The 20,279-nt window shown below is 74.0% G+C and carries 11 protein-coding genes; 10 read left to right on the top strand and 1 reads right to left on the bottom strand.

Features of this window, described 5'->3' with window-relative positions:
- Nucleotides 1–35 precede the first annotated feature (35 nt).
- From ACFO6Q_RS07915 to ACFO6Q_RS07955, 9 genes are all read left to right on the top strand, one after another.
- Nucleotides 36–2,468: an ADOP family duplicated permease gene (locus tag ACFO6Q_RS07915; RefSeq protein ID WP_380020085.1), complete on the top strand. Its 2,433-nt coding sequence runs from the start codon at nt 36–38 to the stop codon at nt 2,466–2,468.
- A 39-nt stretch (nt 2,469–2,507) separates the two neighbouring features.
- The gene (locus ACFO6Q_RS07920; RefSeq protein ID WP_380020086.1) at nt 2,508–4,931 is read left to right on the top strand and encodes an ABC transporter permease; all 2,424 of its coding nucleotides are present in this window, start codon (nt 2,508–2,510) and stop codon (nt 4,929–4,931) included.
- Between the two features lie 90 nt (nt 4,932–5,021).
- Entirely contained in the window at nt 5,022–7,418 is a 2,397-nt protein-coding gene (locus ACFO6Q_RS07925; RefSeq protein ID WP_380020087.1) for an ADOP family duplicated permease, read from the top strand.
- Nucleotides 7,415–9,847: an ADOP family duplicated permease gene (locus ACFO6Q_RS07930; protein WP_380020088.1), complete on the top strand. Its 2,433-nt coding sequence runs from the start codon at nt 7,415–7,417 to the stop codon at nt 9,845–9,847. The genes ACFO6Q_RS07925 and ACFO6Q_RS07930 overlap by 4 nt, the downstream gene beginning before the upstream one ends.
- 19 nt (nt 9,848–9,866) lie before the next feature.
- Nucleotides 9,867–12,254 carry an ABC transporter permease gene (locus tag ACFO6Q_RS07935; protein ID WP_380020089.1) on the top strand — a complete coding sequence of 796 codons (2,388 nt, stop codon included), beginning with the start codon at nt 9,867–9,869 and terminating at the stop codon, nt 12,252–12,254.
- A 51-nt stretch (nt 12,255–12,305) separates the two neighbouring features.
- A complete protein-coding gene (locus tag ACFO6Q_RS07940; RefSeq protein WP_380020090.1) occupies nt 12,306–14,723 on the top strand; it encodes an ADOP family duplicated permease in 2,418 nt (805 codons plus the stop codon).
- A 25-nt stretch (nt 14,724–14,748) separates the two neighbouring features.
- Nucleotides 14,749–15,426: an ABC transporter ATP-binding protein gene (locus tag ACFO6Q_RS07945; protein ID WP_380020091.1), complete on the top strand. Its 678-nt coding sequence runs from the start codon at nt 14,749–14,751 to the stop codon at nt 15,424–15,426.
- Nucleotides 15,427–15,499: 73 nt separating this feature from the next.
- Nucleotides 15,500–16,885 (top strand): sigma-54-dependent transcriptional regulator, encoded by a 1,386-nt coding sequence (locus ACFO6Q_RS07950; protein ID WP_380020092.1) that lies wholly within the window; start codon nt 15,500–15,502, stop codon nt 16,883–16,885.
- 94 nt (nt 16,886–16,979) lie between these two features.
- Complete coding sequence (locus ACFO6Q_RS07955; RefSeq protein WP_380020093.1) at nt 16,980–18,317, top strand: sensor histidine kinase; 1,338 nt, start codon at nt 16,980–16,982, stop codon at nt 18,315–18,317.
- 4 nt (nt 18,318–18,321) lie between these two features.
- Here ACFO6Q_RS07955 and epmA read toward each other — a convergent pair whose 3' ends face one another.
- The gene (gene epmA / locus ACFO6Q_RS07960) at nt 18,322–19,296 is read right to left on the bottom strand and encodes an EF-P lysine aminoacylase EpmA (protein WP_380020094.1); all 975 of its coding nucleotides are present in this window, start codon (nt 19,294–19,296) and stop codon (nt 18,322–18,324) included.
- Nucleotides 19,297–19,412: 116 nt separating this feature from the next.
- Here epmA and ACFO6Q_RS07965 point away from each other — a divergent pair, with 116 nt between their 5' ends.
- Nucleotides 19,413–20,138, top strand: a complete 726-nt coding sequence (locus tag ACFO6Q_RS07965) for a hypothetical protein (RefSeq protein WP_380020095.1) — start codon at nt 19,413–19,415, stop codon at nt 20,136–20,138.
- Nucleotides 20,139–20,279: the final 141 nt, after the last annotated feature.

Here is a 20,279-nt window from a genome sequence, read left to right on the forward strand (position 1 = left end):
GCGGCCGACGCCTCCCCGGCCGGGATCCGCTGCCCGTGAACGCATTGGCCCGCGACCTCCGGCACGCCGCCCGCACGCTGCTCATGCGGCCGACGTTCTTCCTCACCGCCGTGCTGACCTTGACGCTCGGCATCGGCGCCGTCGCCGCGATCTTCACGGTCTACGACGCGGTGCTGCTCAAGCCGCTGCCGTTCGCCCACGCCGACCGCATCGTACGCGTCACGCGCGAGCAGCCGCCGGCGAGCCGGAGCACGATCTCGGCGCAAGCGTTCGAGGAATGGCGCGAGCGCAGCGGCGAGGCATTCGACGCGATCGGCGCATTCGTGGTCGAGACGCGCAACCTGACCAGTGCCGGCGAGGCGCAGCGGCTGACGGTGTACAAGGTCACGCCCGGTTTCTGGAACGTCTTCGGCCAGCCGGTCGCGCTCGGCCGTGCGTTCGGCGACGCGGAAGAACAGCACAACGAGCGCGTCGTCGTGCTCGGCGACGCGTTGTGGCGAACCCGGTTCGGCGGCGACGCCGCGGTGATCGGCCGCGACATCGCGCTCAACGGCGAGTCGTTCCGCGTCGTCGGCGTCGCCGCCGCGACCTTCCGCTATCCGGCCGACGCCCAGGTCTGGATCCCGACCTTCCTGCCCGGCAACACCACACGTACGCGCGGCATGAACTACCTGCGCCCGGTCGCGCGCCTGCGCGACGGCGTTTCGCTGGCGCAGGCGAAAGCCGTCATGCGGGGCATCTCGGACTGGCAGGCGCGCACCTATCCGGACGAGCACGCCGGCATGAGCGCCGGCGTCACACCGCTGAAGGACCTGCTCAGCGGCGACGTGCGCCGGCCGTTGCAGATGCTGCTGATCGCGGCGGCGCTGGTGCTGCTGATCGCCTGCGCGAACCTGGCCAACCTGATGCTCGCGCGCGGCCAGACGCGCGAGCACGAACTCGCGCTGCGCAGCGCGCTCGGCGCCGGGCAGACGCGGCTGGTGCGCCAGGTGCTGGCCGAATCGCTGCTGATCGCGATCGCCGGCGCGGCTGCCGGGCTCGCCCTCGCCCGGCCTGCGATCGTCGCGCTGACGGCTCTCGCCCCCGACCTGCTGCCCGCCTACAACGCACCGGCGATCGACCTGCGCGTGATCGCGACCACGGCGGCCGTCGCCCTGGCGACCTTGCTGCTGTTCGGCCTGCTGCCGGCCTGGCGCGCCGCGCAGTCCGATCCGCTGCATGCGCTGCGCGGCGCATCGCGCAGCCAGACGGGCTCGCGCGCGCAGGTCCGCGCGCGCTCCGCGCTGGTCTCGGCGGAAATCGCGCTGGCGCTGACCTTGCTCGCCGGAGCGTCGCTGCTCATCGGCAGCCTGCGCCAGCTCGGCAAGGTGGAATCGGGCATCGGCTCGCCGCAGGTGCTGACCGCGGCGTTCTCGGTGTCGCTGCCGGCGCAGCAGCCGGGCGACGTGGCCGAGGAATGGGCCGCGCGCGCGATCGGCCAGCTGGCGCCCCGCCTGGACGCGATCGAGCAGCGCCTGCGCGCGCTGCCCGGCGTGGCGGCCGTCGCGCTGGCGAACCGCCTGCCGGCGTCCGGCGACTGGGGCTGGAACAGCCGCTTCACGATTCCCGGTCGCGCGCTCGACGACAAGGCGCTGGCCGAATACCGCTTCGTCAGCGCGGACTATTTCCGCACGTTCGGCATCCCGGTCGAAGCCGGCCGCGCGTTCACCGCGACCGACGGCGCCGCCTCGCTGTATCCGACCGAAGTGCTGGTCAACCAGGCGTTCGCCGACCGCTACCTGGCCGGCTCCGATCCGCTCAGCCAGACCATCACGATCTTCGGCGACCAGCCCAAGCGCATCGTCGGCGTCGTCGGCAACGTGCGCCAGGCCGGGCTCGACCAGCCGCCGAACACGGAAGTCTATTTTCCGGTGAGCAAGTCCGCCGTCGGCGACCTCGTGCTGGCGATCCAGGTCGAGGGCGACGCCTTGGCCTACGCCGAACCGCTGCGGCGCGCGATGCGCGAGATCGCGCCCGACGTGCCGGTGTACTCGATCCGCACGATGGACGAGGTGACCGGCGTGACCCAGCGCCTGCGCGAGTTCAACATGATCCTGATGAGCGCGTTCGCCGCCGTCGCTCTGCTGCTCGCCGCGATCGGCCTGTACGGCGTGATCGCGTTCTCGGTCGGGCGCCGCCGCCGCGAGATCGGCGTGCGCCAGGCGCTCGGCGCCGCCGGCGGCGACATCCGCCGGCTGATCCTCGGCGACGGCCTGCGCATGATCGTGCCCGGCATCGCGCTCGGACTGCTCGGCGCGCTCGCGCTCGGCCGCCTGATCGCCGCGCAGCTCTACGGCGTCGGCGCGGCCGATCCGTGGGTGCTCGGCGGCACGGCGATGTTCCTGGCCGCCGCGGCGCTGGCGGCCTGCGCGATTCCCGTCCTGCATGCGAGCCGCGTGCCGCCGATGGAGGCCCTGCGCAATGAATGAGCGCCGCCACACCTGCATCGCGAATACGGAGCCGGCACGATGAGACTTCTCGCCGATCTCCTCGCCACGCTGCGCCGCCTCGCGCGCGCACCGGCCTTCCCCGCCGCGGCGATCGCGATGCTCGCGCTCGGCATCGGACTGACCGTGGCGATGGTCTGCACGGTCGACGGCGTGCTGCTGCGCGGACTGCCGGTGCCCGACGGCGAGCGGCTGGTCGCGGTGGTCGCCGACAATCCGGCGCAGCGCGTCGCGCGCGCGCAGCTCACCGTCGCCGAGGCCGAGCAGCTGGTCGCCGGCACGCCGGGTTTCGAGAGCCTGGGCTACTTCCAGTGGACCGGCGTCAACGTGCTCGACGGCGGCCACGCGCGCGAGATCCCGGCGCAGTTCGTCGGCACCGGCTTCTTCGCCTCGCTCGGCGCCGCGCCGCTGCTCGGACGCGTGCCGAGCGATGCCGACGTGCGCGCCGGCCTGCCGCTGGCGGTGCTCTCGCACCAGGAATGGCAGCGCTCCTTCGGCGGCGATCCGGCGGTGATCGGCCGGCGCCTGGAGACGATCGGCCACGCGCCGCTGGAGATCGTCGGCGTGATGCCGCCGTCGATCGAGGCGATCACCGGCGACGCCGGCCTGTGGACCGCGCTGCTGCCGTCCGAACTGCCGCAGGACGCGGCGCGGCGGCTGGACCTGCGCATCCTGCAGGTGATCGGCCGGCTGCGCGCGGACACCTCGACGGCGCAGGCGGACGCCGCGCTGGCAGCGCGCCTCGCCGCGCTGCGCGAAGCGCACGGCCTGCGCGACGGCGACGGCTGGCGCCTGCGCGCGCGCAGCCAGCTCGACCTGCTCGTCGGCGGCGCCCGCGGTGCGCTGTGGGGCGCGTTCGCGCTCGCCTGCATGGTGCTGCTGATCGCCTGCGCCAACGTGGCGATCCTGCTCGACGCGCGCCAAGCCGCGCGCCGCCGCGAACTGGCCGTGATGCAGGCGCTCGGCGCCAGTCGCGACCGTCTGCGCGGCCAGCTCGTGCTGGAACTGTGCCTGCTCGGCGCGATCGCGCTCGCGCTCGGCGTCGGCCTCGCCCACGCCGGCATCGCGCTGCTGCGCGGACTCGCCGAAGGCAGCGTGCCGCGCGTGGACGGCATCGTCATGGACTGGCGCGTGTTCGCCATCGCCGCCGTGCTCGGACTCGCCGCGCCGCTGTGCGCGGTGCTCGGCGGCAGCCTGCGCCTGCCCGGCGCGCCGGCCGAAGCCGTGCGCGGCGGCGGCAAGGGCGTGGTCGGCGGCGCGCGTCCGCAGCGCCTGCTGCCGGCGGCGGCGATGGCGCTGTCGACCGCCAGTCTGGTCGCCGCGCTCGGCTTCGGCCTCGGCCTGTGGCGGCTGCAGCGCGTCGATCCCGGTTTCCGCGCCGAGGCGGTGCACGCGCTGACCTTGTTCCGCGAGAGCCTGGGCACCGACAGCGGCGCGAGCGGACCGCCGGAATGGACGCGTTTCTCCGACGACCTGCTGCAGCGCCTGGCCGCGCTGCCCGGCGCCGAGGGCGTGGCGCTGACGACGGTCGCGCCACTGGCGCAGATCGGCGGCGCCAGCGCCAACGTGCACGCCAGCGGACGCGACGACGACGTGCCGGTGCAGGCCGCCGTGCGCCGCGTTTCACCCGGTTACCACGCCCTGCTCGGCGTCCCGCTGCTGGCCGGTCGCGACTTCGCCGCCGACGACCGCGCCGGCGCCGAGCCGGTGGCGATTATCAACCGTGCGCTCGCGAGGCGCCTGTTCGGCGACGCCTCGCCGCTGAACCGCACGATCGACCTGCCGCTGGCGCGCAGCGGGCGTTCGAGCTGCCGCATCGTCGGCGTGGTCGAGGACATCCGCAACGATGGCCTGCGCGCGGCGCCGGCGCCGGAGGTGCTGGTGCCGTTCGCGCAGGCGCCGCGCGTGGCGATGACGTTCCTGCTGCGCTCCCGGCCGGGATTGCAGGGCATCGACGCGGCGATGGCGCAGGCGCTGTGGAGCGTCGATCCGCGCCAGAGCGTCACGCGCCAGTTCGGCCTCGACGAACGCCTCGCCGCCGAGCTGCGTCCGGCGCGCTTCTTCGCCCGCGTGGTCGGCGCGTTCGCCTTCGCCGCGCTGCTGCTGGCGGTGCTCGGCGTGTACGCCGTCGCTTCTCTGCAGCAGCGCCGCCGCGTCGCCGAGTTCGGCCTGCGCCTGGCGGTCGGCGCCACGCCGGCGCGGCTGGCGCGCACGATCCTGCGCGACAGCCTGCTGGTCAGCGCCGTCGGCATCGGCGCCGGCCTCGCCCTTGCCGCCGCCGGTGCGCGCCTGCTCGGCCCGCTGCGCGCGGTCGGCGACGTCGACCTGCCGTTCGCGCTCTCGCTCGGCCTCGGCGCGATGGGCCTCGCCGCCGCACTGGCTGCGCTGCTGCCGGCGCTGCGCGCCGCGCGCGTGCCGCCGATGGAGGCGCTGCGTGACCGCTGATTCCACCCGCCGCACGCGCGCGAAGGCCGGCCCGTCCGGCGTCGCGACGAGCGGCCTGTCTCTTTCCGTCCGCTGCATCGAAGGCCGCCGATGATTTCCCTGCAAGATCTCCGCTTCGCCGTGCGCAGCCTGCGTTCCCACGCCGGCACGATGGGCTTCGCGACCCTGACCCTGGCGTGCGGCCTCGCCGCGGCGCTGGCGATCCTCGCCGTGGTCGACACCCTGCTGCTGCGTGCGCTGCCATATCCGAACGCCGAGCGCATCGTCGAACTGGACGAGCTGGCCGACGACGGCCACGCGATGAACTTCGCCAAGCCCAACTACGACGACCTCGTCGCCAACGTGTCCGCCTTCGAGGCGACCTCGTTCTACGCCGCCTGGACCGACACCGTCGGCAAGGGCGGCGAAGCGGCGCGCAGCAACGTCGTCTTCAGCGGCGGCGCGTTCTTCCGCACGCTCGGCGCGCAGCCGCAGCTGGGCCGGCTGTACGACGCCGGCGAGCGCGAGCGCGTCGTGGTAATCGGCCATGCGCTGTGGCAGAGCCTGTTCGGCGGGCGCGCCGACGCGCTCGGCGAGCGGCTCGACGTCGCCGGCGAGCCCTACACGGTCATCGGCGTGATGCCGGCCGGGTTCGCCTTTCCGGAAGGATCGGCGGTGTGGATGCCGACCACGCAGACCGATTTCGGTCCCTCGCGCACCGCGCACAACTGGCGCGCGGTCGGCCTGCTGCGCTCGGCGGACGCGCTGGCCGAGGCGCAGGCCGCGGCGAACGCGGTGGCGACGCGGCTGAAGCAGCAGTACGGCGACCAGACCAACGCCGTCGCGTTCGGCGTCACGCCGCTGGCCGCGGCGGTCGCCGCGCCGGTGCGCGGCGCGCTGCTGGTGCTCGCCGGCGGCGCGCTGCTCCTGCTGCTGATCGCGATCAGCAACGCGTTCAACCTGCTGCTCGCGCTGGCCGCGGCGCGCGGCCGCGAATTCGCCGTGCGCAGCGCGCTCGGCGCCAGCCGCGGGCGATTGCGCCGGCAGGCGTTCCTGGAAAGCCTGCTGCTGTCGGCGGCGGCCGCCGCCATCGGCCTGCTGCTCGCGCTGGCCGCCATCCGCGTGCTGGTGCGGCTGGCCGGCGGCACGCTGCCGCGCGCGGCCGAGATCGGCCTTTCGCCGGGCACGCTCGCCGCTGCCGCGATCGGCGCGGTGCTGATCGCGGCGGTGCTGAGCTTCACGCAGACCGCCGGCGGATCGCAGCTGGCGCAGCGCCTGCGCGAATCCGGCCGCGGCCAGACCGACGGCCGCCGGCACCTGTGGACGCGCAGCGGCCTGCTCGTCGCGCAGACCGCGCTGACCACCGCGCTGCTGGTCGGCGCCGGCCTGCTCACGCGCAGCTTCGTCGGCCTGCTCGCGGTGAATCCGGGCTTCGATCTCGACGGCGCGATCAACGTGCAGCTGTCGTTCCCCGGTACGCGCGACGCGCAGCAGGACGCGGCGATGCTCCAGCGCATCGCCGACGTGACCGAACAGATCCGGCGCCTGCCCGGCGTCAGCGCGGTCGGCGGCGTGAACGCCCTGCCGCTGACCGGCGACGGCGCCAACGGCGCGTTCTGGGACGCCGGCGTGAAGGAGATCGGCGGCAACATGCCGCCGCAGCTGGGCTACGCCGAGTTCCGCGTCGCCGGCGCGGACTACTTCGACGCCGCCGGCATCCGCCTGCTGCAGGGACGCAAGTTCGATTCGCGCGACCGCGCCGACGGCGAGCACGTCGCGCTGGTCAGCGAGGCGGTGGCGCGGCAGACCTGGCCCGGCCGCGATCCGATCGGCCAGCGCATCCAGTACGGCAACATGGACGGCGACGTGCGCCCGCTGACGGTGATCGGCGTGGTCGGCGACGTGCACGAACGCCGCCTCGAGCGCGCGCCGGCGGGCGCGGTGTACGTGAACCTCGAGCAGCGCCCGAAATCGCTGGGCGACCTCAACCTCGTCGTGCGCACCGGCGTTGCGCTCGGCGCGATGCTGCCGTCGCTGCGCAGCGTGCTCGACCGCAGCGCGGCGGACCTGCCGCATTCGCTGCGGCCGCTGGCGGAACTGCGCGTGACCGCGACCCAGCAGCGCCGCTTCAACCTGGTCCTGCTCGGCAGCTTCGCGCTGGTCGCGCTGGTGCTGGCGAGCAGCGGCCTGTACGGCCTGATGGCCTTCGCCGTCGGCCGCCGCGAGAACGAGTTCGCGCTGCGCCAGGCGCTCGGCGCGAGCCGGCGCAGCATCGCGCAGCTGGTGCTCGGCAGCGGCCTGCGCACCGGCGGCCTGGGCGTGGCGATCGGGCTGGTGCTGTCGCTGGCCGGCGCGCAGCTGCTGCGCGGCCTGCTCTACGGCGTGCCGGCGAACGATCCGCTGACCCTGCTCGGCGTCAGCGCGCTGCTGCTCGCCACGATCCTGCTCGCCTGCCTGCTGCCGGCGCGGCGTGCCTGCGCGGTCGCACCGAGGGAGGCGCTGGGATGACTGTCTGGATCGATGAACTGCGCCGCAGCGTCCGCGGGCTGGCGCGCCGGCCGGGATTCGCGCTGCTCGCCGGTGCCACGCTCGCGCTCGGCATCGGCGCCGGCACGGCGGTGTTCGCGCTGATCGACGCGGTGCTGCTGGCGCCGCCGCCGTATCCGCAACCCGAGCGGATCGCCGTGGTCGGCAAGGGCGACGGGCATCCCTGGTCGACGATCTCACCGCAGCAGTATCAGCAGCTCAACGGCGTCGACGGCATCGAACGCTTCGGCGCGGTGTTCGCGCCGAAGGACGTCAACGTCGCCGGCGGCGGCGATCCGGAACTGGTCACCGCCTGGCCGGTGGATGCGGGCCTGCTGCCCACGCTCGGCGTCGCGCCCGCGCTCGGACGCAATTTCTCCGCCGAGGAGGATCGTCCGAACGGCGCGCGCGCGGCGATCCTCGGCCACGCGTTCTGGCAACGCCACTTCGGCGCCGATGCGAACGTGGTCGGCCGCAGCGTGCTGGTCGACGGCGTGTCGACGCCGATCGTCGGCGTGCTGCCGCCGACGTTCCGTCTGCAAGGCGCGCCGGACGTCCTGCTGCCGCTCGCGCTGCCGGCGTCGAGCCAGGATCGCGCCACAAACCTGCTGACGATCGCGCGCCTGGGTGCCGGCACGACCCTGGCGGCGGCCGGCGCGGCGATCGACGCCCGCCTGCAGTCGCGCGCCGAGGAACTGGGTTTCGCCGACGGCTCGTGGCGGCCGCACTTCTCGGCCACGCCGCTGGCGCAGGACATGAACGCGACGGCACGGCCGGTCCTGCTGCTGTTCGTCGCCTGCGCCGCCTGCGTGCTGCTGCTGGTGGCGGTCAATCTGTCCAACCTGATGCTGCTGCGCGCGCTCGCGCGCGGGCGCGACGGCGCGGTGCGCTCGGCGCTCGGCGCCTCCGCCGCGCAACTCGCGCTGCCCGCGCTCGGCGAAGGCCTGGCGATCGGCTTGTGCGGTGCGCTCGGCGGCCTCGCCCTCGCCGCCGCCGCGCTGCAGCTCGCACGCGCGTGGCTGCCGCCGGACTGGATGGGCGCCCGGACCCATCTGATCGACGCCGGCGCCGTCGCGTTCGCCTTCGGCGCCGCCATCGCAGTCGCCCTGATCGCCGCCGCGTTCGGCGTCTGGCGCAGTCGCGGCGCCGGCGCGGCGCACGAACTCGCCGCCGGCACGCGCTCCGGCCCGGGTGCCGGCTCGCAGCGCTTCAGCCGTGCGCTGGTGGTGGCGCAGGCGAGTCTTGCGACCCTGCTGCTCGCCACCTCGGCCCTGCTCGCCCATTCGCTGTGGAAGCTGTCACGCGTGGACCTCGGCTTCGACGCGCGCGGCGTGCTGACCTTCCGCCTCAATCCCGCGCCCGCCCTGTATCCCGACACCGCCGCCGTGCAGCGCCTGGCCGAGCGCCTGCTCGAACGGCTGCGCGCGGAGCCGGGCGTGCGCGACGTCGCGCTGACCACGGGCCTGCCGATCGGCTCCCAGTTCAACGTTTCCGCCCGTCTGCCCGACGGCCGTTCGCCGCCGGAAGCGCCGCAGTACGGCGCGGTCAGCGCCGGCTCGTTCGCGACCTTCGGCATTCCCCTGGTCGCCGGGCGCGATTTCGCCGATGCCGACCGCGCCGGCGCCGAGCCCGTCGCCATCGTCAACGCGGCGTTCGCGCGGCAATACCTCGGCGGCGATGCGCTCGGAAAGTCGATCAAGGTCGAGGATGGCGCGGACCTGCCGATGCCGATGATGCGCATCGTCGGCGTCGTCGGCGACGTGCACAAGTTCGGACCGCAGGAAGACGCGCCGCCGACCTACTACGTGCCACTGGCGCAGGTTCCCGACGGCCTCTTCGGCCTGGTGCGCCAGTTCGTGCCGCTGAACGTGGCCGTGCGCGTCGACGACCACGTTCAGCACCACGCGCTGGCCGCCTACGCCGAGCGCATGCGCGCGGCGCTGCGCGAGATCGACGCGCGCCAGGGCGTGGCCGGCCTGCGCCTGCTCGAACGCGACGTCGCCGATGCCACCGCCGTGCAGCGCGCCAACGCCGCGTTGACCAGCCTGTTCGCGACCCTCGCCCTGCTGCTCGCCGGCATCGGCCTGTACTCGGTGACCGCCGTCGCCGTCGCCGCGCGCCAGCGCGAGTACGGCGTGCGCGCCGCGCTCGGCGCCGCGCCGTCGCGGCTGCTGCGCGGCGTGCTCGGCGCCGGCCTGCGCGACGTCGGCCTTGGCCTGGCCATCGGGCTGCTCGTCGCGATCGTCGCCGGGCGCGTGCTGCAGGGTTTCCTGTTCGGCGTCGACGCGGCCGATCCGCTGGCGCTGGCGGCGACGCTGTGCGCACTGCTGCTCGCCGGCCTCCTCGCCACCGCGCTGCCGGCGCTGCGCGCCGCGCGCGTCGATCCGATGCAGGCCTTGCGCAGCGAATGAGCCTCGACCGGGAGCGCCGATGAACCTCGCCCAGATCCTGCGCCGGCACGCGCGTGCGCCGGCCTTCACCCTGATCGTGCTGCTGCTCGTCGGCATCGCCGTGGCGATCAACGCGACCACCTTCGGCGCGCTGCACGCGGTGCGCTGGAAGTCGCTGCCGTTCGCCGACGGCGACCGGCTGGTGGAACTGAAGGTGGAGATGGCGAAGGCCGGATTCGGCTTCGCGCTGGCGGACCGCTTCCGCGACGCGCTGCTCGCCGACGGAGCGCCCTTCGCCGGCGCGCTCGGCTTCGCGCAGCAGGGGGTTTCGCGCTACCTCGCCGACGACGGCACGCCGTGGCAGGTGTCGCGCGTGACGCCGGATTTCGCGCAGGTGCTCGGCGTCGCGCCGGCGCTCGGACGCGCCTTCGTCGCCGACGACGCGAAGGACCGCGCCGCCGTCGTGCTGCTGTCGGACGCGGCCTGGCGCTCGCGCTTCGGCGCCGATCCGGACGTGGTCGGGCGCAGCGTGCGCTTCGGCGGCGCGAGCTACACGGTGGCCGGCGTCATGCCGCGCGGCTTCGCCTTTCCCGACCGCCGCGCGGACGCGTGGATTCCGCTGGTGTGGTCGGCGCAGGAGCGCGACTCGAACGCGCAGTCCTACCTCGGCGAGCTGGCGGTCGTCGCGCGCCTCGCGCCGGGCGCGAGCGTGGCGCAGGCGAGCGAAAAACTCGGCGCGCTGCTGGCGCGCGACGAAAAGCTGGCGCCGAAGTTCGCCGAGGACGATCCGCAGCCGCGCGTGACGCTGCTGCGCGAACGCTACGCCGGCACCGCCAGGACCCTCGAGCTGATGCAGCTCGCCGCGCTGATCCTGCTCGCCGCGGTGGTCGCCAGCACGGTCAACCTGATGTTCGACCGCGTGCTGGCGCGCGCGCGCGGGCAGGCGATCCGCCGTGCGCTCGGCGCCAGCGAAGCGGCGATCGCCGCCGACGCGGCCGTCGACCTCGCCCTGCCGCTGTTCGGCGGCCTCGTCGCCGGGCTCTGCCTCGCGCCGTTCGGACTGCGTTTGCTGCAGGAACTCTCCCTGCTGCCCGCCTCGCTGCCGCAGGGCGGGGATTTCGACTTCGCCGCCGTGGTCGCCGGCGCCGCCGCGGCGCTGGTCGTGCTCGCCGCCTCGCTCGCCACCGTGCCTTCGCGCCGTTCGCTGCACCGCTCCGCGCAGCGCCATGCCGGCGGCCTGGGCCGCGCGCGCAAGGCGATGCTCGTCGCGCAGGTGATGCTGGCCACGGCGATGACGGGCAGCGTCGCCCTGCTCGCGCGCAGCGCCGTCAACGTGCTCGGCGTCGATCGCGGCTTCGACAGCCGCGGCGTGCTGATGACCTCGATCGACGCCTTCGACGCCGCCGGTGCGCGCCAGCGCGGCGCCGTGCCGACCGCCGCGGGCGACGGCTTCGCGCTCGAGGTGGAGGCGCTGCGCGCCGACGTCGCCGGGCTGCCCGGCGTGCGCCACGCCGCCGTCGCCACGATGCCGCCGTTTTCCGGCATGGATTCGAGCGGCACGTTCGGCCTGCCTGCCCTGGCCGAAAAACAACAGGCGCGCGAACGCGAGATCGGCCGCGGCTACTTCGCGGCGATGGGCATCGGCTTCGTCGCCGGCGAGGATTTCCGCGCCGACGGCGAGGCGGCCACCGCCGTCGTCGACGAACGCTTCGTCGCGCGCTACTTCGGCGCCGCCGATCCGCTCGGCGCACGCATCGACCTGAGCGACGACCGCGGCGACCTGCATCCGGCGCGCATCGTCGGCGTGGTGCGCTCGGTCAAGAGCGGCAGCCTGGAGGAAAGCCAAACCCTGCCGACCCTCTATCGCCCGATGCAGGCGCATTCGCCGTACTTCTGGCTGATCACGCGCGCCGGCGAGGCAGACCCGTCGGCGACGGCCGCCGCCGTGCGCGAACGCGTGCTGGCGCGCTTCCCGCACGCGCGCCTGCGCGTGCACGCCGCGCTGGACACGCTGGTCGACGACACCCTCGCCGACCGCCGCCACCTGCTCGCCGCGATCGGCGGTTTCGCGGCGGCCGCGCTGGCGCTCGCCGCGATCGGACTGGCCGCCGTGCTCGCCTTCGCGGTGCGCCGCCGCACCGCCGAACTCGGCGTGCGCCTGGCGCTCGGCGCGACGCCGGCGCGCGTGCGCAACCTCGTGCTGCGCCAGGGCGGCGCGCTGACCGCCGCCGGCCTCGCGCTCGGCGCCGGCCTCGGCCTGGTCCTGTCACGGCTGCTCGCCGACCGGCTGTTCGGCATCGGCTACGCCGATCCGGCCAGCTGGACCGCGGCGCTGGCCGTGGTGGCCGCGGTGGCGCTCGCCACCTGCTGGCTGCCGGCACGGCGCGCCGCTGCGACCGATCCGATCCAGGCGCTGCGACATGAGTGACACCCCGGCCCGCACCCGGCTTTCCGACCTCCGTTCCTTCCCGGACCTGCCATGACCTTCTTCGACCTCCGCCTCCTCCTGCGCCGCCTGCTGCGCACGCCCGGCTTCAGCGCGGTGTCCGTGCTGCTGCTCGGCCTCGCCTTCGGCGCGTTCGCCTGCGTCGCCAGCGTGGTCTACGGCCTGCTGCTGAAGCCGCTGCCGTTTGCGCAGTCCGAGCGGCTGGTGACGGTGGAATCGCGCGTGCTCGGCATTCCGTTCGACGTCGGGCTGTCGACGCCGCTGCGCGAGGAGATCGCCCGCCATGCGCGCGGCCTCGACGGCATCGCGGCCTACCGCACCAGCGACGTGGTGCAGCGCGACGACGGCGGCCGCCGCATCGGCTCGCTGAGCACCGCGCTGGTCGAGCCGGGCCTGTTCGGACTGCTCGGCGCGCAGCCGGCGCTGGGGCGCCTGTTCGTCGCCGAAGACGCCGCCGAAGGCGCGGCGCGCAGCGCGGTGCTGTCGTGGGACGAGTGGCAGCAGCGCTACGGCGGCGCCGCCGATGCGGTCGGACGCACGCTGCGGCTGGAAGACCAGGACTACCGCGTCGTCGGCGTGCTGCCGAAGGGCTTCGTCTTCCCGAGCGGCGAGACGCGCCTGTGGCTGCCGCTCGCCTTCAGCGCCGAAGACCGCGCGCGCACGCGCGCCGGCAACTTCGACGGCACGCTGGCGATCGCGCGCCTGCGCGCGGGCGCCGATCGCGCCGCGGTCGCCGACGAACTGGCCGGTATCGCCAAGGCGATGCCGGAACTCGACGGCGCCTTCGGCGGCAGCTTCAAGCTGCGCGTGGACCCGCTGCGTTCGCTGTGGGCCGGCGATCGCGGCGACGCGCTGCTGCTGATGCTGCTGGCGGTATCGATGGTGTGGCTGGTCACCGCCGCCAACGTCACCAATCTGTTTCTCGCACGGGCGCTGGAGCGCCGCCACGAGACCGCGCTCACCGCCGCGCTCGGCGCGACACCGTGGCGCCGGGCGCGTGCGGCGGTGATCGAGGCGGCCACGCTGTGCGTGGCCGGTGCCGCGCTCGGCGGCGCGCTGCTGCCGGCGGGCCTGGCCCTGCTGCGCCGTTTCGACCTGCTGCCCACCGGCACGCCGCAGTCGATCGGCATCGACGCGCCGACCCTCGTGCTGCTGGCGCTGCTGGCGCTCGCGCTGTGCGTCGCGCTGGCCTTCGCCGGGCTGTCCATGCAGCGTGGCAACCTCAACGACATGATCCGCCACGGCGGCTCGCGCCAGACCGCCGGCGGCGCCGCGCAGACCGCGCGCAAGGGGCTGGTGGTGGCGCAGGTGGGGCTGACCGTCGCGCTGCTGTTCGGCATCGGCGTGCTGCTGCGCAGCTCGCACAACCTGCTCGCCGAAGACGTCGGCTTCCGCCGTGACCACCTGCTCTACGTCGGCCTCTACGATCTGGTTCCCTCCGGCGCGACGCCGGAGCTGCGCACCGCGCGCCTGAGCGAACTGGCCGAGCGCACGCGCGCCCTGCCCGGCGTCGCCGCCGCCGGACTGGGCAGCATGATTCCGTTCGGCACCAGCATCGCCACCACGAACTACTCGCCGCCCGGCCAGGAAGACATCAAGGACAAGCCGATCGGCTACGACCAGAAGGTCGACGCCGGTTACTTCGCCGCGCTCGGCATTCCGATCGTGCGCGGCCGCGGCTTCGACGCCGGCGAGGTGCGCTCGAAGGCAGCGGTGGCCATCGTCGACGAGACGTTCGTGAAGCGGCACTTCGGCGACGCCGATCCACTCGGCAGGCATTTCAAGGTCGGCGCCGGGCCGGGGCTGCCCGATCGCGAGGTCACCGTGGTCGGCGTGGTGCCGACGCTGAAGCAGCGTTCGCTCGACGAAGTGGCCGACCGGCCCGCCATCTACCAGCCGGACCCGGCGCCGCCCTACGCCGCGCTGGCGGTGCGCACGGCGGTCGATCCGTCCGCCGTGGTCGCGCCGCTGAAGGCGCTCGGCGGAGAGATCGCGCCGAAGGAGTCGATCGGTCCGATCGTCACGCTCGGCGAGCGCATCGCCGACACGCTGAAGGACCGCACACGCCTGAACGACCTGCTCGGCCTGCTCGGCCTGACCGCGCTGCTGCTGGCCGCGGTCGGGCTGTACGCGGTGCTCGCCTACGCGGTGCGCCAGCGCACCTCCGAGTTCGGCGTGCGCATGGCGCTCGGCGCGCGCGCCTCGGACGTACGCAGCCTGGTGCTCGGCCAGGGACTGCTGCTGGTCGGCGCCGGACTCGCGCTCGGCCTGCCGCTGGCCTGGGCGTTCGCGCGCCTGCTGTCGGCGCGGCTGTATCGTGTCGGCGCGTTCGACCTGCCCACGCTCGCCGCGGTCGCCGCCGCGCTCGCCGCGGTCGGACTGCTGGCATGCTGGTGGCCGGCGCGCCGCGCCGCCCGCGTCGATCCGCTGGTCGCCCTGCGCGACGAATGAACTCCCCTTTCGCAAGGAAACGCCCGTGTCCCTGATCGAACTGCGCAACGTCGAAAAATCCTTCCCCCTCGCCGGCGGCCGCACCTGGGTGCTGCGCAACATCACGCTGGACATCGTCGAGGGCGAGTTCGTCAGCGTGATGGGCCCGTCCGGCGCCGGCAAGAGCTCGCTGCTGAACGTGCTCGGCCTGATGGACCACGAATGGCAGGGCGCCTACTCGCTCGACGGCGTCCAGGTCGAGACCCTGAATCCGAAGCAGCGCCAGACGCTGCAGCGCGAGAAGATCGGCTTCATCTTCCAGCACTACCACCTGATCGACGACCTGAAGGTGTGGGAGAACCTCGACCTGCCGCTGCAGTACCGCGACGTGCCGGCGAAGGAACGCGCCGCGCGCGTGGCCGACCTGCTCGACCGCTTCCAGATCGTCGGCAAGAAGGACCTGTTCCCGGGCCAGCTGTCCGGCGGCCAGCAGCAGCTGGTGGCGGTGGCGCGCGCGGTCATCACGCGTCCGCGCCTGCTGCTCGCCGACGAGCCGACCGGCGCCCTGCATTCGAGCCAGGCGCGCACGATCATGGACCTGCTGCACGAGCTGAACCGCGAGGGCATGACGATCGTGCAGGTCACCCACAACGAGCCGTTCGCGCGGGAAGCGCAGCGCGTGATCCGCCTGGCCGACGGATGGATCGAGCAGGCCGTCGTATGATCTGCCGCCTTTCGCGCGCGACGCGCGAACTCCGCCGCGTCGCCGCACGCGCCTTTTCCAGTCCCCCGAACGCATGACTCCGAACCTTCTCATCGCCGACGACCAGCGCGACATCCGCGAGGCGCTGCGCCTGCTGCTGAAAGCCGAAGGCATCGGCTGCGTCGCGGCCGACGGTCCGGCCGCGGCGATCGAGGCCGCGCGCAAGCAGCGCTTCGACGCCGCGCTGATCGACCTCAACTACACGCGCGACACCACCTCCGGCGCCGAAGGCCTGGACCTGCTGCGCGAGCTGAAGAAGCTCGACGCCGAACTGCCGGTGATCGCGATGACCGCCTGGGGCACGATCGACGTCGCGGTCGAGGCGATGCGCCTGGGCGCCGGCGACTTCATCGAGAAACCGTGGGACAACCAGCGCCTGGTCAACGTCGTGCGCAACCAGCTCGCGCTGGGCAAGGCACGCCGCAACGAGCGCCGCCTGGCCGCCGAGAACGCGCTGCTGCGCGCCGGCGAGGACGAGGAATTCGTCGCCGCCTCGCCGCCGATGCGCGCGCTGCTGGCCACGCTGGCGCGCGTCGCGCCGTCGGATGCAAACGTGCTGATCCTCGGCGAGAACGGCACCGGCAAGGGCGTCATCGCGCGCAGGCTGCACGAGACCTCCCGGCGCGCCGCCGCCTCGTTCGTCAAGGTCAACATGGGCGGCATTCCCGAGAGCGTGTTCGAGGCCGAGATGTTCGGCCACGTACGCGGCGCGTTCACCGACGCCAAGAGCGACCGCATCGGCCGCTTCGAGCTGGCCGACGGCGGCACCCTGTTCCTCGACGAGATCGCCAACATTCCGCCGGCGCAGCAGCCCAAGCTGCTGCGCGTGCTCGAGGACGGCGAACTCGAGCGCGTGGGGTCCTCGCGCACGCTGAAGGTCGACGTGCGCCTGGTTTCGGCGACCAATGCCGACCTCGCCGCCGACGTCGCCCGCGGCGCATTCCGCAAGGACCTGATGTTCCGCCTCAATACGGTCGAGCTGCACCTGCCGCCGCTGCGCGAGCGCGGCGAGGACATCGCGCTGCTGGCGCAGTCGTTCCTGCAGCGCTTCGCCGCGCGCTACCAGCGCGACGGCCTGCGCTTCGCGCCGTCCGCGCTGCGCGCGCTGCAGAACTACGCCTGGCCCGGCAACGTGCGCGAGCTGTCGCACATCGTCGAGCGCGCCGCGCTGATGGCCGATGCGACCCAGCTCGACGAGGACGCGCTGAACCTGAAGCCGCCCGCGCCGCACGACATCAGCGGCGCCGCCGCGCTGGCGGCGAGCGAATCGCTGACCGTCGAGCAGGCCGAGGAACGCATGGTGCGCCAGGCGCTGGAGCGCACCGGCGGCAACATCCAGCGCGCCGCCGCCCTGCTCGGGCTGAGCCGCCCCTCGCTGTACCGCCGCCTGCAGAAGTACGGCATCGAGCCGGACGCGTGATGCGCACCGCCGCGCGCCGCGCCGGCGGCCGATCCGTGCGCGCGGGCCTTGCGGCTATCATGCCGCCTTCGTGCCACGGGCCGGGACCGCACTAGTGCCGCGCACATCGCGCTGGAGCTACGAACATCGCCTGCTGGCAGGCCTGCTGCTCGTCGCCCTGCCCGCCCTGCTGGCGTTCGGCGCCGCCGCCGCGTTCGCGTTCGACGCGATGTGGAAGGCGGCCGCGGCCACGGCCGCGCTCGCCGCGGTCACGCTGGCCCTCGCGCTCGCGCTGCAGCGCCGCGCGGTGTTTCCGCTGTACACGCTGTCGAACCTGCTCGAGGCGCTGCGCGAAGGCGACTACAGCCTGCGCGGCTCGCGCGCGCGCCGCGGCGACGCGGTCGGCGAGGTCGTATGGGAGATCAACGCGCTGGCGCAGACGCTGCGCGAGCAGCGCCTTTCGGTCGAGGAAAAAAGCGCGCAGCTGACCAAGGTCGTCGCGGCGCTCGACATCGCGGTGCTGAGCTTCGACGCCGACGGCTACCTCACGCTGGCCAATCCGGCCGCCGAACGCCTGCTCGCGCAGCCGTTCGCCGCGCTCGACGGACGCTCGGCGCAGGCGCTCGGCCTCGCCGGCTTCCTCGCCGCGGACGCCGCGCGCGTGGTCGAGCACGCGTTCCCTTCCGGCGCCGGACGCTGGGAGATCCGCCATTCGCGCTTCCGCGCCGACGGGCGTCCGCACGACCTGCTGGTCATCACCGACCTCAGCCGTGCGCTGCGCGAGGAGGAGCGCCTCGCCTGGCAGCGCCTGCTGCGCGTGCTCGGGCATGAGCTCAACAATTCGCTCGCGCCGATCCGATCGATGGCGGCGACCGTGTCCAAGCTGATCGCCGCCGAGCCGCCGCCGGAGGACTGGCGCGGCGACGCACGCAGCGGACTGGACGTGATCGGCGACCGCGCCGACGCGCTGGCGCGCTTCATGGCGCGCTACACCGCGCTGGCGCGGCTGCCGCCGCCGAACCTGCGCGAGGTCGCGTTCGACGAACTCGCGCGGCGCGCGGCGCGGCTGGAACAGCGCCTGGACGTGCGCGTCGCCGGACCCGCCCTGCGCGCCGCACTCGACCCGGACCAGATCGAACAGGCACTGATCAACCTGGTCCGCAACGCCGCCGATGCGGCGCTGACCAGCGGCGGCGACGTCGCCCTGAACTGGCGCGAGGAGAACGGCGCGCTGGTCACGGAGATCGTCGACGGCGGCCCCGGCCTGCCGCCGAGCGGCAACCTGTTCGTGCCGTTCTTCACCACCAAGCCCGGCGGCTCCGGCATCGGCCTGGTGCTGGCACGGCAGATCGTCGAGCAGCACGGCGGCACCCTGGCGCTGGAGAACCGCGCCGACGCGCGCGGCTGCGTCGCACGCCTGCGGCTGCCGATGTCGGCGGCGACGCCGAACTGAGCGCTCAGGCCTGCGCGAACCCGAACGCCAGCACGTCGCGGATATCGTCGGTCTGCGCCAGGCACATCAGCAGGCGCTCGACGCCGAGCGCGACGCCGGCGCAGGCCGGCAGGCGGTCGAGCACGGCGAGCAGGCGTTCGTCGAGCGGCAGCTCGCGCTGGCCGCGCGCGCGGCGGCGCGCGTTGTCGCGCTCGAAGCGCACGCGCTGTTCGGCCGCGTCATTGAGCTCGTGATAGCCGTTGGCCAGCTCGTACGGCCCGAGGTACAGCTCGAAGCGCTCGGCCAGCGGCGGTTCGCCGGCACGGATCCGCGCCAGCGCGCACTGCGTGGCCGGGAAGTCGTGGATCACGGCGATGCGGTCGCGCGCGATTTCCGGCTGCAGGCGATGCGTGATCAGCAGATCGAGCCAGTCGTCGCGCGACAGCTCGCCGGCGTCGATGCGCACGTCGGCCAGCGGCGCGCGCAACTGCTCGATCGACGCGGTGAACGGATCGAGGCCGAGCACGTCGGCGAACCACTCGCGGTAGCTGCTGCGGGTCACCTCGGCGCGCCGCCCGAGCAGGGCCAGCGCCGCCTGCACCAGCTCGACCGTCTCGTCGGCCAGACGCAGATGGTCCCAGCCGACGCGGTACCACTCCAGCATGGTGAATTCGGGATTGTGGCGCCGCCCGGCCTCGCCGTCGCGGAACACGCGGCCCAGTTCGTAGCAGTCGCCGATGCCGGCGGCGAGCAGGCGCTTGAGCGGGTACTCGGGCGAGGTGCGCAGCCAGCGCTGGCGCGAGCCGGCGTCGAGGTGGCCGCCGAACGTGGTGCAGAAGCTCTCGATGTTCGGCTCGGTGTTGCCGGCGGCGCTGAGGATCGGCGTCTCCACCTCGAGCACGCCGCGCTCGGCGAAGAAGGCGCGGATGCGCGCGTACAGCCGGGCGCGCAGCTGCAGCGCGGCGACGGTCGGTTCGGGCGTGGCGGACGGCGGCGTCAACGGGATTTCGCGGCGATACGGGCGGCGAAGTGTAAGGGGTTTCGCCGGCCGGCAGCGACGTCGTCACGCGCACCGGACCGCACTACACTGCCGCGACTTCGACCGGGAACCCGCGCATGCGCAATCTGGACTTCAGCTCGTGGCAGGCCCTGCTCTCGACCCTGCTCGGCATCGCCGTCATCACGCTGATCGGCGTCGGCATCCGCCTGCTCGCGATGCAGACCATCCAGCAACGCCGCGAGCGCGAGAACCGCCAGATCAACGAACGCCTGCGCACGCTGATCGCGGCCTACAAGACGCTCGGCGGCTCGTTCACCGGCAACCTCGCGGTCGATCCGACCCACCTGCGCGACCTGCGCCGGCAGGCCGCCGCGGCCGAAGGCGACGCGGACGCCGACGCGCCGTCCGGCAGCGACCGCGCGCGGCGCATGCGCGACGCGGTGGAGGCCGCGCTGTCGGACATCATCCTGCTCGGCACCGAGGAGCAGGTGCGGCTCGCCGCACGGGCCGCGACGGAACTCGTCGAAGGCCGGCCGATCCACACGCACGAACTGGTCGTCTCGCTGCGCGACTTCGTGCGCGAGGCGCTCGACCTCGATCCGGTGCCGGCCGCGCTGGCGCTGCCGAAGCAGGGTCCGACCCGTCCGGGCAGCGGCGCGGGCGGCGGTGGCGGCCGCGGCAAGGGCGAAGGCGGCGGCAGGGACGAGGCCAAGGGCGGCGGGCGCGGCGGCGGCTCCGGCGGCGGCATGGGCGCGGGCATGGGCCTGGGCGCCGGCCTGGGGCTCGGTTCCGGCGGTCTGCACGACGCCGGTGCGGGCGATGACAAGGACGCCGTGCGCTGAGCGTTTGCGCCGCTTCGGCGGCGAGGCGCGCACCGGCAATCGCGCAACGTGCACGAGTGGCCTGGACCGCGCGCGAACCGCGCGAGCGGCGCGCCTCGCGGCTCCCTCGCCTTCTTCCTCGTCGCTGCAGGCGGACCCGGC

This window comes from Dokdonella ginsengisoli, assembly GCF_042652785.1.
Lineage (GTDB): Bacteria > Pseudomonadota > Gammaproteobacteria > Xanthomonadales > Rhodanobacteraceae > Dokdonella_A > Dokdonella_A ginsengisoli.

Excerpts from the sequence above, each read along its gene's own strand:
- ACFO6Q_RS07940 (WP_380020090.1), top strand. The coding sequence starts at position 12,306 with ATGACCTTCTTCGACCTCCGCCTCCTCCTGCGCCGCCTGCTGCGCACG.
- ACFO6Q_RS07935 (WP_380020089.1), top strand. The coding sequence starts at position 9,867 with ATGAACCTCGCCCAGATCCTGCGCCGGCACGCGCGTGCGCCGGCCTTC.
- ACFO6Q_RS07950 (WP_380020092.1), top strand. The coding sequence starts at position 15,500 with ATGACTCCGAACCTTCTCATCGCCGACGACCAGCGCGACATCCGCGAG.
- ACFO6Q_RS07930 (WP_380020088.1), top strand. The coding sequence starts at position 7,415 with ATGACTGTCTGGATCGATGAACTGCGCCGCAGCGTCCGCGGGCTGGCG.
- ACFO6Q_RS07925 (WP_380020087.1), top strand. The coding sequence starts at position 5,022 with ATGATTTCCCTGCAAGATCTCCGCTTCGCCGTGCGCAGCCTGCGTTCC.
- ACFO6Q_RS07965 (WP_380020095.1), top strand. The coding sequence starts at position 19,413 with ATGCGCAATCTGGACTTCAGCTCGTGGCAGGCCCTGCTCTCGACCCTG.
- ACFO6Q_RS07920 (WP_380020086.1), top strand. The coding sequence starts at position 2,508 with ATGAGACTTCTCGCCGATCTCCTCGCCACGCTGCGCCGCCTCGCGCGC.